Origin of the sequence: Bradyrhizobium sp. AZCC 1610, assembly GCF_036924515.1 — a bacterium.
GTDB lineage: Bacteria > Pseudomonadota > Alphaproteobacteria > Rhizobiales > Xanthobacteraceae > Bradyrhizobium.
Map to the genome: position 1 here is coordinate 738,807 of NZ_JAZHRR010000001.1, position 13,097 is coordinate 751,903.

The 13,097-nt window shown below is 63.1% G+C and carries 16 protein-coding genes; 8 read left to right on the forward strand and 8 right to left on the reverse strand.

Features of this window, described 5'->3' with window-relative positions; genetic code table 11:
• Positions 1-38 precede the first annotated feature (38 nt).
• The 3 genes from V1279_RS03700 to V1279_RS03710 form a co-directional block, all read right to left on the reverse strand.
• Positions 39-161 carry a hypothetical protein gene (locus tag V1279_RS03700; RefSeq protein ID WP_334446759.1) on the reverse strand — a complete coding sequence of 41 codons (123 nt, stop codon included), beginning with the start codon at positions 159-161 and terminating at the stop codon, positions 39-41.
• Between the two features lie 353 nt (positions 162-514).
• A complete protein-coding gene (locus V1279_RS03705; RefSeq protein WP_334432548.1) occupies positions 515-1,735 on the reverse strand; it encodes an NAD(P)-binding domain-containing protein in 1,221 nt (406 codons plus the stop codon).
• Positions 1,725-2,630 carry a LysR substrate-binding domain-containing protein gene (locus V1279_RS03710; protein ID WP_334432551.1) on the reverse strand — a complete coding sequence of 302 codons (906 nt, stop codon included), beginning with the start codon at positions 2,628-2,630 and terminating at the stop codon, positions 1,725-1,727. Before V1279_RS03710 ends, V1279_RS03705 begins: the two co-directional genes overlap by 11 nt.
• 309 nt (positions 2,631-2,939) lie before the next feature.
• On the opposite strand from V1279_RS03710, the gene V1279_RS03715 reads away from it, so the two are divergent.
• The 4 genes from V1279_RS03715 (at position 2,940) to V1279_RS03730 (ending at position 5,287) form a co-directional block, all read left to right on the forward strand.
• On the forward strand, positions 2,940-3,701 hold the full coding sequence (locus V1279_RS03715; protein WP_334432554.1) for a sulfite exporter TauE/SafE family protein: 762 nt from the start codon (positions 2,940-2,942) through the stop codon (positions 3,699-3,701).
• A gap of 13 nt (positions 3,702-3,714) precedes the next feature.
• Positions 3,715-3,951, forward strand: a complete 237-nt coding sequence (locus V1279_RS03720; RefSeq protein WP_334432556.1) for a hypothetical protein — start codon at positions 3,715-3,717, stop codon at positions 3,949-3,951.
• Positions 3,952-4,075: 124 nt separating this feature from the next.
• Positions 4,076-4,783 carry a glutathione binding-like protein gene (locus V1279_RS03725; RefSeq protein WP_334432559.1) on the forward strand — a complete coding sequence of 236 codons (708 nt, stop codon included), beginning with the start codon at positions 4,076-4,078 and terminating at the stop codon, positions 4,781-4,783.
• 225 nt (positions 4,784-5,008) lie between these two features.
• A complete protein-coding gene (locus V1279_RS03730) occupies positions 5,009-5,287 on the forward strand; it encodes a hypothetical protein (protein WP_334432561.1) in 279 nt (92 codons plus the stop codon).
• 205 nt (positions 5,288-5,492) lie between these two features.
• On the opposite strand, the gene V1279_RS03735 is transcribed toward V1279_RS03730, so the two are convergent.
• The 4 genes from V1279_RS03735 to V1279_RS03750 form a co-directional block, all read right to left on the reverse strand.
• Positions 5,493-6,038 (reverse strand): DsrE family protein, encoded by a 546-nt coding sequence (locus V1279_RS03735; RefSeq protein WP_334432563.1) that lies wholly within the window; start codon positions 6,036-6,038, stop codon positions 5,493-5,495.
• Between the two features lie 29 nt (positions 6,039-6,067).
• Complete coding sequence (locus V1279_RS03740; RefSeq protein WP_334432567.1) at positions 6,068-6,688, reverse strand: hypothetical protein; 621 nt, start codon at positions 6,686-6,688, stop codon at positions 6,068-6,070.
• The gene (locus tag V1279_RS03745) at positions 6,685-7,713 is read right to left on the reverse strand and encodes a TAXI family TRAP transporter solute-binding subunit (protein WP_442894729.1); all 1,029 of its coding nucleotides are present in this window, start codon (positions 7,711-7,713) and stop codon (positions 6,685-6,687) included. Before V1279_RS03745 ends, V1279_RS03740 begins: the two co-directional genes overlap by 4 nt.
• A gap of 64 nt (positions 7,714-7,777) precedes the next feature.
• The gene (locus V1279_RS03750) at positions 7,778-8,797 is read right to left on the reverse strand and encodes a hypothetical protein (RefSeq protein ID WP_334432570.1); all 1,020 of its coding nucleotides are present in this window, start codon (positions 8,795-8,797) and stop codon (positions 7,778-7,780) included.
• On the opposite strand from V1279_RS03750, the gene V1279_RS03755 reads away from it, so the two are divergent.
• From V1279_RS03755 to V1279_RS03765, 3 genes are all read left to right on the forward strand, one after another.
• Positions 8,792-9,625 (forward strand): hypothetical protein, encoded by an 834-nt coding sequence (locus V1279_RS03755; protein ID WP_334432572.1) that lies wholly within the window; start codon positions 8,792-8,794, stop codon positions 9,623-9,625. The two genes, V1279_RS03750 and V1279_RS03755, sit on opposite strands and share 6 nt — an antisense overlap.
• Before the next feature lie 756 nt (positions 9,626-10,381).
• Entirely contained in the window at positions 10,382-11,074 is a 693-nt protein-coding gene (locus V1279_RS03760; protein ID WP_334432574.1) for a glutathione S-transferase family protein, read from the forward strand.
• A 200-nt stretch (positions 11,075-11,274) separates the two neighbouring features.
• Positions 11,275-11,451, forward strand: coding sequence for a hypothetical protein (locus V1279_RS03765; protein WP_334432576.1), 177 nt, complete (start codon positions 11,275-11,277; stop codon positions 11,449-11,451).
• Positions 11,452-11,490: 39 nt separating this feature from the next.
• Here the strand turns inward: V1279_RS03765 and V1279_RS03770 are convergent, their stop codons facing one another.
• On the reverse strand, positions 11,491-12,282 hold the full coding sequence (locus tag V1279_RS03770) for a crotonase/enoyl-CoA hydratase family protein (RefSeq protein WP_334432578.1): 792 nt from the start codon (positions 12,280-12,282) through the stop codon (positions 11,491-11,493).
• 90 nt (positions 12,283-12,372) lie between these two features.
• Here V1279_RS03770 and V1279_RS03775 point away from each other — a divergent pair, with 90 nt between their 5' ends.
• Positions 12,373-12,981, forward strand: a complete 609-nt coding sequence (locus V1279_RS03775; protein ID WP_334432580.1) for a TetR/AcrR family transcriptional regulator — start codon at positions 12,373-12,375, stop codon at positions 12,979-12,981.
• Positions 12,982-13,097: the final 116 nt, after the last annotated feature.

The window sequence follows — 13,097 nt, forward strand, 5'->3', positions numbered from 1 at the left end:
GCCGGCCAGCGCGCGGCCGCTAATTCCAGCAGTGGCGCTTACGGATTCACGAACCGCGGCTTGAAACGATCGATATGGGCTTTCGCATCCGCGATCGCCGCTTCCGGATCCGACCAGGCGAAACCGACTTCGAGCGTCGGAAACGCCATTCCATCGATCATGACCGGCTCCTGGTCGGCCCGTTGAATCCTGGCGTGCCATAGCCCTCTTCCTGCTTCGAACGACTGAATTTCAAAGCCGCCATAGATCATGGCTTGTCCCCCGGAGTTGCCCATGACGGCAGAAGAACACGGCTGAGTCAGGGACTTTGTGAACGGGTTCACATATCGGTTGATTTTTGCGGGTCGCGTTCCCCGGATGCAGCGCAGCGCGCCGCTTTTGCGGCGTGATGCGCTGCCGTTCCGGGGTCCATAGGTTCGGGCGAGATGGTTGTGGGTCCCGGCTCTGCGGAGCAGCGTTACCAGACGATGCTACGCATCGCCTAGGCTGCACCGCGTCCGGGACACGAGAACTCTCACCGCCGCGCGAGAATATGATCGGCGAGCACTTCCGCGTCGTCGCCGACGCCCGACAGGAACGAGGAATTCATCTTCGACAGCCATTGCAGGCCGAGGAAATACAGGCCCGGCACGGCGGATATGCCGTTGCGGTGGACGGCCTCGCCTTTGGCGTCGGTGACCGCAAGATCGATCCAGCCGAAATCGACGCCGTAGCCGGTGGCCCAGATCACCGCGGAGATGCCTTCCGCAGCGAGGTCGAGGCGCGTGAGCGGTGCGGTGACGCAAGGCGGATCGGCGAACGTCGCGCGGGCGTCGGGGTCTTCGGGCACCTCCATGCGGCGCCGTTTCACATACGCGTCCACCGTATCGAGGAAGGTGGTGTAGACGAGGTCGGCGTCGGCAAGGTTTTGGGCAAGGCCGGGTGCAATCCCGATCACGCCGCGATGCGCCGCCTCGAGGCGTCCCACCAGGATCATGCCGTCGGCGGCGAAGTTGCGGAAGTCGATGGTGCGGCCGCCATAGGCGCCCGAAATCACAGGGCCCAGGCGCGCGGGCCCACGCTCCTCCGGCGTGACCTGATCGAGGCGCATGTCGGCGAGCCACCAGATCAGGTCGCGGCCGCGGTAGCGGCGCGGCAGGCGGCGGTGGCGTGCGACCGAGAGGTAGACGCGGCGGCCGGCCTGCAACAATTCCTCGGCAATCTGCGCGCCCGATGCGCCGGCGCCGGCGACCAGCACCGCGCCCGGCGGAAGCTGTCCAGGATTCTTGTAGTCAGCGGCATGGACCTGGAACACGGGATGACCGCCCAGCAGGTCCGGGACGAGGTTGCGCTGATAGGGACCGGTGGCGACGACGACATTGTCCGCCGCGATCGTGCCGTCGGTGGTCTCGGCGACGAAACCTGCGCGCTCACGCTGCGACAGCCGCGTCACCGCGACGCCGCAGCGGATCGGGGGCGCGACAAAACCGGCATAGGCCTCGATGTATCTGATGATGTCGGCCGTGTCTGCAAACGCATCCGGATCGCTGTGCGGAAACGGAAAGTCCGGCAGCCGCACCGACCAGTTGGGAAACTGGAATTTCAGCCCGTCCCAACGTTCGCTGCGCCAGCGCTCGGCGATCCGATGGCGCTCGAGCACGAGGTGCGAAAGCCCGCGCTCCTTCAGCCGGTGGCTCATCACCAACCCGGCCTGACCGCCGCCGATCACGAGCGTTTCGATTTTTTCATCCGGCATGTCTCTGACCCCTGCGCCGCGTGGCGGGCTCTGCCGCCGCGCGGATAATCCAGCGCCGGAACGCGGCGAAATCGCGCTGCCCCGTGCTGAAGCCGCGATAGACCAGATACCAGCGCATGCCTTTCGGCACGCTTAACGCAAACGGCGCGACCAGCCGGCCGGCGGCGAGGTCGTCGTCGATATAGGGGCGGATGCCCATGGCGATGCCGAGGCCGTCGACGGCGGCCTGCAGCGCCTGGCCGTAAAACTCGAACTCCGGTCCGCGGGCGGTGATGCGGGCTGTGCCGGCAGCCTCGAGCCATGACGGCCAGTCGTCGGGCGAATGCACAACCCGGAGCAAGGTCGGCCCCTTCAGATCGCCGGGACGTTTGAGCGCGGCCGCAAGCCGCGGCGCGCATACCGGCAGCAGGTCGGCGGCGAATAATGGTTCGGCGATCAGGCCGGGCCATTCGCCGCCGCCGAGCTTGATGCCGCAGCTCCAGTCCTCGCCGAACGGCACCGCGGCGCCGCCGGTGGTGATGCGGACGTCGATATCCGGCTCGTGTTTGCGGAAATCCGCCAGCCGCGGGATCAGCCACTTCATCGCAAAGGTGGGACCTACGCCGATGGTCAGCACGCGCACGCTGGAGGGCGCGGTGACCTGCGCGGTCAGGCTCGCCAGCGCGTCGAAGATCGGCGTCAGCCCGCCCTGATAGGCGCGGCCCGCCGCCGTGGTGACGAGGCGGTTGGCCTTGCGCTCGAACAGCGCAACCCCCAGCCGCTCTTCCAGCAGATGCACCATCCGGCTGACGGCGGCGGCGGATACGCTGAGCTCGGCGCCGGCGGCGGCAAAGCTGCCGGTCCTGGCCGCAGCCTCGAACGCCTTGATACCGTTGAGAAAGAGCAGCCGCCGCACATAACCCTCAGGAAAACTGATGCCAGGGCAAGATAACTCAGTTTGCGCCGATGTCACAAGCGAGGCAGAAGAATAGCCATAGTGGCTTTGATAGCCTTGGGTTGAATCGGTGCGGTTCTTTTCAACCTCGCCCCGCTCTTCGCGGGGAGAGGTCGGCGCGAAGCGCCGGGTGAGGGGCTGCTTCCGCGAGTCCGACTGTCACCGAGTTTGCGGAAGCAGCCCCTCATCCCGACCTTCTCCCCGCGAAGGGCGGGGAGAAGGAGAAGACGCCGGCACCTCGACCTGAGCTGGCTGATGCAGGAGATTCTCTTGACGCCCCTCATGATCGCAGCCCTCGGTGCGTTGATGGTCGCGACAGCGTTCCTGTCGGGCCTGTTCGGCATGGCCGGCGGGATGATCCTGATCGGCGTGCTGTTGATGCTGATGCCGCTGCCCACCGCGATGGTGCTGCACGCGATCACGCAGATGGCCTCGAACGGCTGGCGCGCCTTTCTGTGGCGGGCGCATATCCGCTGGCGGCCGGTGTTCGTCTATCTGATCGGCTGCGCGCTGGCGCTCGGTGTCTGGTCGATCGCCCGTTACGTGCCGGACAAGCCGATCGCGCTGCTGCTGCTCGGGGTGACGCCGTTCATGGCGCGGCTGATGCCGAAGAACCTCAAGCCCAACCCCGACAGCATCTGGCAGGGCTCGTTCTACGGCTTCATCTGCATGGGCCTGATGCTGATGACCGGCGTCTCCGGTCCCTTGATGGATACGTTCTTTATCGGCGGCAATTTCGGCCGCCGCGAGGTGGTCGCCACCAAGGCCACCTGCCAGGTCGCCAGCCATCTGACAAAACTGATCTATTTCGGCGGCATCGTCGACCAGGCGGCGACGCTCGATCCGATGCTGGCTGTGGTCGCCATCGCCGCCTCGATGCTCGGCACCACGCTGGCGCGGCGCATCCTGGAAGCGATGAGCGATGCGCAGTTTCGCACCTGGGCGAACCGGCTGATCACGACGGTCGCGGGCTACTACATCCTTTATGGAGGCTGGCTGCTGTTCACGCGCACGAACGCGATGGCGTTCTAGCCGGAGAAGAGCGATGGCTGCGACGACGGACCCGCTGGTGCTCGATCTCGTCGAATGGATCGCGCGCGAACCGCGGCTCTATTCCGAGGTAATCGAGACGTGGCGAACCTCGTGTCCGCGGCTGACGATCTGGGAGGACGCGGTCGATCGCGGCTATGTCACGCGCGAACCTGTGGCCGGCCGCGGCGTATGCGTCGCTATCACCGAATGCGGCGCCGAATTCCTGCGCGAGCACGGCCGCAGCGCTTGAGGTGCCCATCACATTCGCGCGCGCGGGGCCGGCGCCAATTGACTTGCGCCGGCGATCCGGCCAAATTCATGCAGTCGCATCTTTCTTGCGAAAACAACAATTCCGTGCATAGCAGGATCGTCCGATGATAGACCTTCACTACTGGACCACGCCGAACGGCCACAAGATCACGATGTTCCTCGAAGAGACCGGGCTGACGTACAAGATCTTTCCGGTCAACATCGGCAAGGGCGAGCAGTTCAAGCCGGAGTTTCTGGCGATCGCGCCCAACAACCGCATTCCCGCGATGGTCGATCATGAGCCGAAGGGCGGCGGAAAACCGATCTCGATCTTCGAATCCGGTGCGATGCTGCTATATCTCGCCGAGAAGACCGGCAAGTTCCTGCCGTCGGATCTCTACGGCCGTTACGATGCGATCCAGTGGACGTTCTGGCAGATGGGCGGGCTCGGGCCGATGGCCGGGCAGAACCACCACTTCAGAAATTACGCGGTAGAAAAAATCAAATACGCCATCGACCGCTATGTGAACGAGACCAACCGGCTCTATGGCGTGCTCAACAAGCGCCTGTCGGACCGCGAATTCATCGCCGGCGACTATTCGATCGCCGACATGGCGAGCTATCCCTGGATCGTGCCCTACAAGAACCAGGACCAGAATATCGACGACTTCCCGCACCTGAAACGCTGGCTGGAAACTATCCGCGCCCGGCCGGCGACGGAGCGCGCCTATGCCAAGGCGAAAGAGGTCAATCCGAATTTCGGCCAGCCCGTCAACCGCACCGAGGAGGAGCGCAGGATCCTGTTCGGCCAGACCGCGGCGGTGGTGCGGTAGGACAGGATCGCGTGGCGAGCGCGCACATGGAGACGCGGGCCTGGCCCGCGTGTCCATCTTCCCGGCGCGACAGACTGGGGATTCCCCCGTCCAATCCCGGATACCCATCTCAAAGACGCATAGGCAATATCGGCGAATCGCAGCGAGAATTGCCGGGTGAACGTTCAACTTTTGCCGGGTCCGGGCGTTGTCAGACCGCAGGACTCATTGTTTTCGGAGACGATTGTGGAAACCACACTGAAGCTGAAGCCACGCCCAACCAATGTGGCGTTGATCGCCTGGCAGTTCACCGGACAGCCGCTGCACGAATGGCCGAGCTGGGTACAATCCGGTTGCTCGCTGCAGCGAAGCGAGGACGGGCACCTCGAGCTTCGACACGAAAGGCAAAGCGGGACACAGATCGTGTATCTGGAGGAGTGGCTGGTGCGCGATCTCGATGGCGGTGTGTGCTTCTACACAGACGCCGAGCTGCGCAAAGAGTTCGACATCGCACCTCGTCAGTGAAGCTGCTCACACAAATCGAAAAATAAACCGCTGGCACCGCGCTCCGATTGGCAACAGTCTGCGGTGATATCAGCCCGATCGACGGTATTTCGACGGTCTAGACGTTTCGGCGCGCCTACATAGCTCTTGCGATTGCGCGGCGAAAAATGCTGCGCAATCGCACCTCGTCAGGCGAAAGCTGTCGGCTCCACAGGAGGCAGCGCCATCACGGCTTCACATACGCCCAGCCCTGCTCCTGCAACTCCATTACACGCACGACTCCGGACTTCACGACCTTCGCTTCTGACATTAGCGGAATTTCCTTGCTTTCCGCCCTGCTCATATTATCGCGCGTATTGGCGCAGGCTTCGAACGAGATCGATGGGTTGCTCTCCGAGATCGCCTTGATTCTCGCCTTGACCGGCGAGGTGTCGTCACGCAGCATATGCAGGCCCGGACCGAAAGTGACGACGTCGATCGCCACGTTCTCGCCGAGGTCCTTGTAATACTGCGCGACGTTGGTTGCGTTGTTGAGCGCGAGATTCATCATCGCAGGCTCGTTCGAATTCACCTGCAAGATCAGGCGGTGCGGTTTCTTGTCGGGAACGGCAACAGCAACGGCAGCGGTACGCTTCAACCCTTGCGCAGGTGCCGCCTGCTTCTTCACCGGCGCCGCTTGATTCTTTTCCTGCGCCGGCGCTGATGGCGGTGCCATGACGAGCAGCGCTATGACGCCAGCCATCAGTCTGACAACATCTCCAATCCTTTTCATGACGCATCTCCCTTGGTTGCTCGATGACCTCAGTTGCGCGGACCGGCTACGATGTGAGGCCATTTACACACCGTGGCGAGACGCTTTCGCGCGGCTTTCAGTCCGCCGAGCGAGAAATGTCCTTCCTGGGCAGCGGTTCGGCTCACGACACGAATGGCAAGCTCGCCCTGCTCGGGAAGGGACTGCAGTAAGCGTACGACGTCGCCCGTGAACGCTACGCCTGTTCCGGACGATGGCTGGGCTCCCGCAGGCTGCACGGGCTGACTGTCATCGATGCGGTATGAAATGGCATAATCCTTCCCGTTGCGGGAGAAGGCCGGTCCTGCGACGACCAGTTCAGTGCGACCGGCGCGGCAGCGAATCGAGAGTTGCATCGGATAATCATTTGAGCCGCCGTGGGAAGACGTGGTGGCGGTGATAATCGGCGTATAGTCAACTGGCGACGTGGTCTCGCTGACAATCCAATTGTCGGTCCCAGGAGCCGGCCGAGCCGGCGCAATATTACGTAGCAGATTGTCCAGACATTCCAGCCGCTCCTCACGCTCCATCAGGGAGCAAGCGCGAAGATCCGGCATCGGGTCGGTCGGGCCTTGCGCCAACGCGATCCTGCTGACGAGTTCGAACGCGATGGAGAGAGGGAGCGCTTTCATCGCGACACCTGTGCCGCGCGCGCGTGACGATCCAGCCATTCCTGCGCCGCCGCAAAACGGGCGAGGCTGGGGACTGTCGCGGCGAGATTGATTGACTTCCACTTTGGGTCGAAGCCCGGCGCCTGCAGCTTGTCGATACGGGAAAACAGCGTATCAACAAAGCGGGCGACGCGCTGATAGCGGTTTGTCCCGGCCGGCCAATTGAAAGCGACCAGAACGGTTGGCACCGCGATCGTCGGAATACGTTCGCCTTGCTTGATCAGACCGGGGTATTCGCCCGCCTCCAACAGCGCGGGAAGATAGTAATCCTCGAACTTGCTTTCATATTTTACGGGGAGGAACTTGAAGCCGGGTTCCCAGCGCCCGCGCACGAAGGCGTCAACTGGCTTCGACGTGATGAAAACGACGGCCGCCATCTCGCCTTTGCGCATCTGCTCCAGCGCGACCTGATGGGGAATGAAAGTGTTTTCTGATTTGATGCCGAGACGGCTGAAGATCAGCGGTCCGGAATAGGCGGCAGCCGTTCCCTGGGTATTGAAATTCACTTTCTTGCCGGCGAGATCCTGCAGGCTTTGAATTTCGGGCCGAACGAAAATATGCAGCTCCGAGGGAAAGAGATTGAGCAAGTACGTGATGCGGCGTTGGATCTCCGGTACCTGAACCTTGTACTCCTCGAGCGCGTCGGAATTGATTATCGCCGTATCGACACCGCGCAAATAGAGCAGCGAGTTCAGGTTTTCGGTGGCGCCTCGGGTGACGATCGGCAGGACATGCAAGTTCGGCCCGTCGTCGACGACGCGGGCGATTTCTGCCGCAAGGCGAAGCGGCGCGCCCTCAAGCAAGCCGCCCGCGAGGCCGACCGTCCAGGCGTTCATCTTCTCTTTTTCGGAGATCTGCGTTGGGGGCCGTTGCGCCTTGCGGGCGCCCTGCGTTTGTGCATCCAACGTGGCGGGTTGAAGCACCAGAACGATCGGGGCCAACACGGCGAGCGCGAGCAAAATGCTCGATCTGGAAATCATGTTCATTTGCAATATCCTCTTCGTAAAAAGTTCGGCTTTCAGCCGCCGCTATCGTCCGAGTATCAAAACGTCACTGATCCAGTCGCTCCAATCGATCCTTCGCACCCAAAATTCCGCCGGCATGAGCTTTGGCATAGAGCTCGCGTGCCTTGATCGCATCGCCGCGCGTACCGTACGTTCCCCATGTGGAAAGAATGACGGGATCATACGTCTCTGCGAGCGTGAAGCTTGCCCGCGCACTTCCCGTTTCGACAGCATGCTCGAGCACGATGCGCGCCGCGCCAATGTTTCCCTGAACGAGCAGTGTGCGGGCGCGGGCGATTAATCTCGTCGCCTCCGGACTCGCTTGCGCTTCTGCGGCCGGCGGCTGCGCCGTCGCGGCTACCTCAATCACGTGTGCTGCCTTGGAAATGCTACTGGTCGCGGCGGGTTCAGGGGTAACGCGCACAGCGATCGGGCGCCGCGCGGACTCGATTTCTCGTGCCATTACCTCGGTTCGCTCGCGCTCCTGCTGCAGGGATTGCCGCAGCTCTGTCATGACGCGTTCCGACGCCTGCTTGAGCTGCCCCATTTCCTCGCTGGCCTTGCGCAGTTGCGCTGTTTGCATCTCGTTTTCACCCTTCGCGGTGGCGAGTTCGCTCTTCAGCGCGGCACTGCGCGTGCGCTCCTGATCGAGCGCTTGACGATGTTTTGCCGCGCTCGCGGTCAGCTCCTGTCGCGCAGCCGCGGCCTCCTGCGCGAGCGCAGCCGTCTTCTGCTGTTCCTGTTCGACCGATTGTGCGATGTCAGCGGCTGCCGCCTGCTTGAGCTGCCCGATTTCTTCGCTGGCCATGCGTAGTTGCGCTGTTTGCCTTTCGTTTTCGCGCTTCGCTGCGGCGAGTTCGTCCGTCAGCGCGGCACTGCGCGCGCGTTCCTCATCGAACGCTTGATGATGTTTTGCCGCGCTCGCGGTCAGCGCCTGTCGCAGAGCTTCGGCCTCCTGCGCGAGCGCAACCGTCTTCTGCTGTTCCTGTTCGACCGATTGCGCGCTGCCCGCGGCCGCCGCCTGCTTGAGCTGCCCGATTTCCTCGCTCGCCTTGCGCAGTTGCATCGCCTGTGCCTCGATCTCGCGCTGCGCCGCCGCCAGCTCGCTCCACAATGCGGCGCGCCGTGCGCGTTCCTCGTCAAGCACTTGACGGTGTTTCGCCGTGCTGGTGATGAGTTCTTGTCGCGCAGCCGCGGCCTCGCGTGCGAGGGCAGCCGTCTTCTGCCGTTCGCGTTCGAGCGATTCTGCGGCGTCTGCGGCTGCCGCCTGCTTGAGCTGCCCCATTTCTTCGCTCGCCTTGCGCAATTGCGCCGCCTGCAGCTCGTTTTCGCGCTGCACTGTGGCGAGTTCGGTCTTCAGTGCGGCACTGCGTGCGCGTTCCTCGTCGAGCGCTTGACCGTGTTTCGCTGTGATTGTGGTCAGCTCTTGTCGCGCCGTCGCGGCCTCCTGCGCGAGGGCAGCGGCCTTCTGCCGTTCCTGCTCGAGCGCTTGTGCGCTGTCCGCGGCTGCCGCCTGCCTGGATTGCCGAGCTTCCTCGCTTACCGTGCGCAATTGTTGCGCCTGCGCCTCGTTTTCGCGCCGCGCGGCGGCAAGTTCGCTCTTCAGCGCGTCGCTGCGTGCGCGTTCTTCGTCGAGCGCTTGACGGCCTTCCGGCGCGCTTGTGGTCGGCATTTGTCGCGCAGCCGCGATCTCCTGAGCCAGGGCGACCGTTTTCTGCCGCTCCTGTTCGAGCGATTGTGCGCGGTTCGCAGCCGCAGTCTGCAACTGCACATCGAGTTCCTCGATAGCCCGCGGAGTGCCGGACGCCTCTGCGTCCTGCTTGACCTGCACAGCCTTCGTCCCCGCCCCGACTTCCGCTTGGCCGGGCACGGCTTGCTGCCGAAGCGCCAATGAATCGGTTTTCCGCGAGTCCTCACTGAGCAACGGGGTCTCTTGCCCGAAGCCGAAATAGAGGCGCGTGAGCACCGCCGCGATGAGTGTGATCCAGCAGGCTGTGATCAGCCGCCGCGCGCGCGGCGATGACGGCCAGAGCCGGGAGGAGGTGTGCGCTTCAACGTGGTCTTGTGGGAGATATTTGTCGCCCGGCATTGGACGCCAATGCGTCGGCGTGATCTTGCTTGGCTCGCTGTTTTCAGTGATCCACTGACCCACCTGAGCCGACCAGTGAGCAATGTCATAGGTCCCGGTCGGATCATGCTCCAGGATAACGGCTGTCCCATCTCTCGGTGCGGTCTCGATTGGGTGGCGCATTGCAATGAACGCCTCTTCTAACGGTATAATCTTCCGAGGTACTATCTGAGGTATTATCGGGTCATCGTCTCAATTCGGGTCAACTTCTGAATTTCGCTAATGAACCCAAGCGTATTCGACTGTGGAAAGGAGATTCAATACTCCTTCCGAGATACTGCCGAAGAGCGCTCATACTCCTTTCGATACTGCCAAACGCTCCTCAAGGCCGCTGAGACTTGTGGATCGCCCGTAGTTCTACGGCGTGGAAAGCTATCCGTCGCTCAAGCAGCGCCGCTTGGCAGCGGGGCGATGATGGATTGCGTTCGCTTTGTCTTCGAGCTACGGGGACACCTCGTTTGCATGCGCTCCTTGCAATGACAGCGCTTGTCTGGTTGCCGCTACTCGCGCAAGATGTCGCCCATGCCACTCAAACTCTATGAACTCGTCGGCACTGACCCATCCCGCCCGTTCAGCCCGTTCTGCTGGCGGACCCGGATGGCGCTGGCGCACAAGGGACTGTCGGCGGAAACCATCCCGTGGTGCTTCACCGATAAGCAAGCGATCGCGCCGTACGGTTCGGAAAAAGTGCCGGTGCTGCTCGACGGCGAAAATGCGGTCGTCGATTCCTGGACGATCGCCACCTATCTCGAAGACCAGTATCCGGACCGGCCGTCGCTGTTCGGCGGCGAGGGCGGCCGCGCCGTGGGGCGGATGCTGAACTGGTGGGGCGACGGGGTGATCGGCGGCATGTTTCCGCTGATCATTGCCGACATCCCGCTCAACCTGAAGCCGGAGGACGCGGCCTATTTCCGCAAGACGCGCGAGGCGCGCTTCGGCAAGCCGCTGGAAGAAACCATGGCCAGCCGCGACAGGGCGGTCGAAGGCTTTCGCAAGTCGCTCGACCCGCTGCGGCTGACATTGCGGACGCAGCCCTTCCTCGGCGGCTCTGCTGCGAACTATGCGGACTATATCGTGTTCGGCGCGTTCCAGTGGGCGCGGGTGGTCAGTCCGTTCAAGCTGCTGATGGAAGACGATCCGGTTTATGCCTGGCGCGAGCGGCTGTTCGATGCGTTCGATGGACTGGCGCGGAAGTCGCCAAGCTATCACGGGTAGGGGGCGGCGGGGTGCGTAGGTCACCGGGATCGCCGGCCAGAGCCAATCGCGGCGGCGTTGGTTGGCGGCAGGCAATGATTGCGTGGGTGTCGGGCCTATCGCCGAGGCTGTAAATTAGTTCTATCCGATAACGATGTTAGCTGTGACGTAAAATGAAGGCGTAATCTTATCCCCTTGGTGGCTGTCAGGGGAGACGCGTCATGACCGACTTTGAAGCCAGATTGGAGCGGTTCGAGACGCTCGCTGCCGAATGCGATTTGATCGGCAAGTTGACGGCGGACGCGGCGAAGCGCGAGCTATATCTGCGCCTCGGCCAGCATTACCGCGAACTGGCAGATGACATGCGGACGGTGATTGCGACTAAAGACGCCGCTTAGTTCGCCAGAAGGAAACTGCAGCGGGGCTAATGCCTGGCGTCAGCAACCGCGATAGAGCGGTGGCCTGCGCTCGATCCAGGCATTGATGCCTTCGCCGAGATCGCCGGTCGGAACGACAGCGGCGAATTGCTCGCTCTCGACTTGCAGCCCTTCGCCGATGCTCATGTTCAGTCCGCGGGTGACCGCCGTAATGATCCCGCCGACCGCGAGCGACGAATGCCTGACGATACGGCCCGCCAACTCGCGTGCGGCCGGCAGCAGGGCATCATGCGGCACGACCCTGTTGACCAGCCCGATCTCCAGCGCCCGTTGCGGCGAGAACGGATCGCCGGTCAATAGCAGTTCGAGCGCGCACTTGCGCCCGGCGAGCCGCGGCAGCCGCTGTGTTCCGCCGAAGGTCGGCGGCATGCCCAGATTGATTTCCGGCTTGGCGAAGCGTGCGCGCTCACTGGCGATGGCCAGATGCACGGCCTCGGTGATCTCGCATCCGCCGCCGAACGCCAGCCCGTTGACGGCTGCGATCACCGGCTTCCTGAAGGCTTCGAGCCGCGCGGTCATCGCCTGGCCGCGCCGGACGAAGTCGCTGATGGCCGTATCGCGACCGCGACGGACGCTGCCGGAGAATTCGTGGATATCGGCGCCCGCGGAGAACGCGCGTTCGCCCGCGCCGGTCAGGATCACGGCGCGTGTATCGGCGTCCGTCTCGATTCCATCCAGCGCCGCCATCAGGCGATCGATCAGATCGTAGTTCAGCGCATTGAGCTTGTCAGGGCGGTTGAGCGTGACCAGCGCGATCCCGTCATTGATTTCGAGCAGCACGGCGTCGGACATCTGGGTCTCTCCGTAAGTGTCGGTAGCTTGCGGGCACCCTAGAAGGCGGATCGCGTTGTGTATATTCACTGGATAGTATACATACGGGCCATGGCACGATCCGGAATCCCGACACGCGAGCGCATTATTTCGGCGGCGAGCGCGCTGTTCTACAATGACGGCATCAGGGGCGTCAGCGTCGATGCGGTGGCGGCGAAGGCCGGCGTTACCAAGCGCACGCTGTATTATCATTTCAAGAGCAAGGACGATCTGGTGGCGGCCTATCTCGCCGCCCGCGATCAGCCAAATCTCGCGCTGTTCCGGCAATGGTTTTTGGAAGCCGACGGTGGCTTGCCTGCCAGGGTCGAAGCAATCTTCCGCAATCTCGCCCGTTCGGCGCGGCATCCGAAGTGGAAGGGGTGCGGCTTCCTGCGCACGTCAGCCGAACTCGCCAACATGCCCGGCCATCCCGCGATCAGGATCGGCGCCGCGCACAAGAAGAAGTTCGAGGAATGGCTGCGTGCAATCTTTGCCGCAGCCGGGATCGCGCAGGCAGCGCAGCTCGCACGTCAGATATTGCTGCTGCTCGACGGCTCGTTTGCCGTCGTGCTGCTGCATCGCGATCCCAGCTATATGGAAACGGCGGGTGAGGCGGCGCATGCATTGATCGAGGCTGCGCTTCCCGCGCGGGCGAGGCGGCGTTCGAGGCGTCCGCAGTAGTCTCCGTCATTGCGAGGAGCCAACGGGTCGCGCGAATGCACGCCCGACAGGCTCCGCGACGAAGCAATCCATGCCTCCGCTCGTGGCGCTATGGATTGCTCGCTTCGCTCGCAGGG

Bases quoted from the DNA above. Each gene is read 5' to 3' on its own strand.
- V1279_RS03700 (WP_334446759.1), bottom strand. From the start codon at position 161: ATGATCGATGGAATGGCGTTTCCGACGCTCGAAGTCGGTTTCGCCTGG.
- V1279_RS03705 (WP_334432548.1), bottom strand. From the start codon at position 1,735: ATGCCGGATGAAAAAATCGAAACGCTCGTGATCGGCGGCGGTCAGGCC.
- V1279_RS03720 (WP_334432556.1), top strand. From the start codon at position 3,715: ATGGCTGCGACGACGGACCCGCTGGTGCTCGATCTCGTCGAATGGATC.
- V1279_RS03725 (WP_334432559.1), top strand. From the start codon at position 4,076: ATGATAGACCTTCACTACTGGACCACGCCGAACGGCCACAAGATCACG.
- V1279_RS03735 (WP_334432563.1), bottom strand. From the start codon at position 6,038: ATGAAAAGGATTGGAGATGTTGTCAGACTGATGGCTGGCGTCATAGCG.
- V1279_RS03740 (WP_334432567.1), bottom strand. From the start codon at position 6,688: ATGAAAGCGCTCCCTCTCTCCATCGCGTTCGAACTCGTCAGCAGGATC.
- V1279_RS03745 (WP_442894729.1), bottom strand. From the start codon at position 7,713: ATGAACATGATTTCCAGATCGAGCATTTTGCTCGCGCTCGCCGTGTTG.
- V1279_RS03750 (WP_334432570.1), bottom strand. From the start codon at position 8,797: ATGCAACTGCGCAAGGCGAGCGAGGAAATCGGGCAGCTCAAGCAGGCG.
- V1279_RS03760 (WP_334432574.1), top strand. From the start codon at position 10,382: ATGCCACTCAAACTCTATGAACTCGTCGGCACTGACCCATCCCGCCCG.
- V1279_RS03765 (WP_334432576.1), top strand. From the start codon at position 11,275: ATGACCGACTTTGAAGCCAGATTGGAGCGGTTCGAGACGCTCGCTGCC.
- V1279_RS03770 (WP_334432578.1), bottom strand. From the start codon at position 12,282: ATGTCCGACGCCGTGCTGCTCGAAATCAATGACGGGATCGCGCTGGTC.
- V1279_RS03775 (WP_334432580.1), top strand. From the start codon at position 12,373: ATGGCACGATCCGGAATCCCGACACGCGAGCGCATTATTTCGGCGGCG.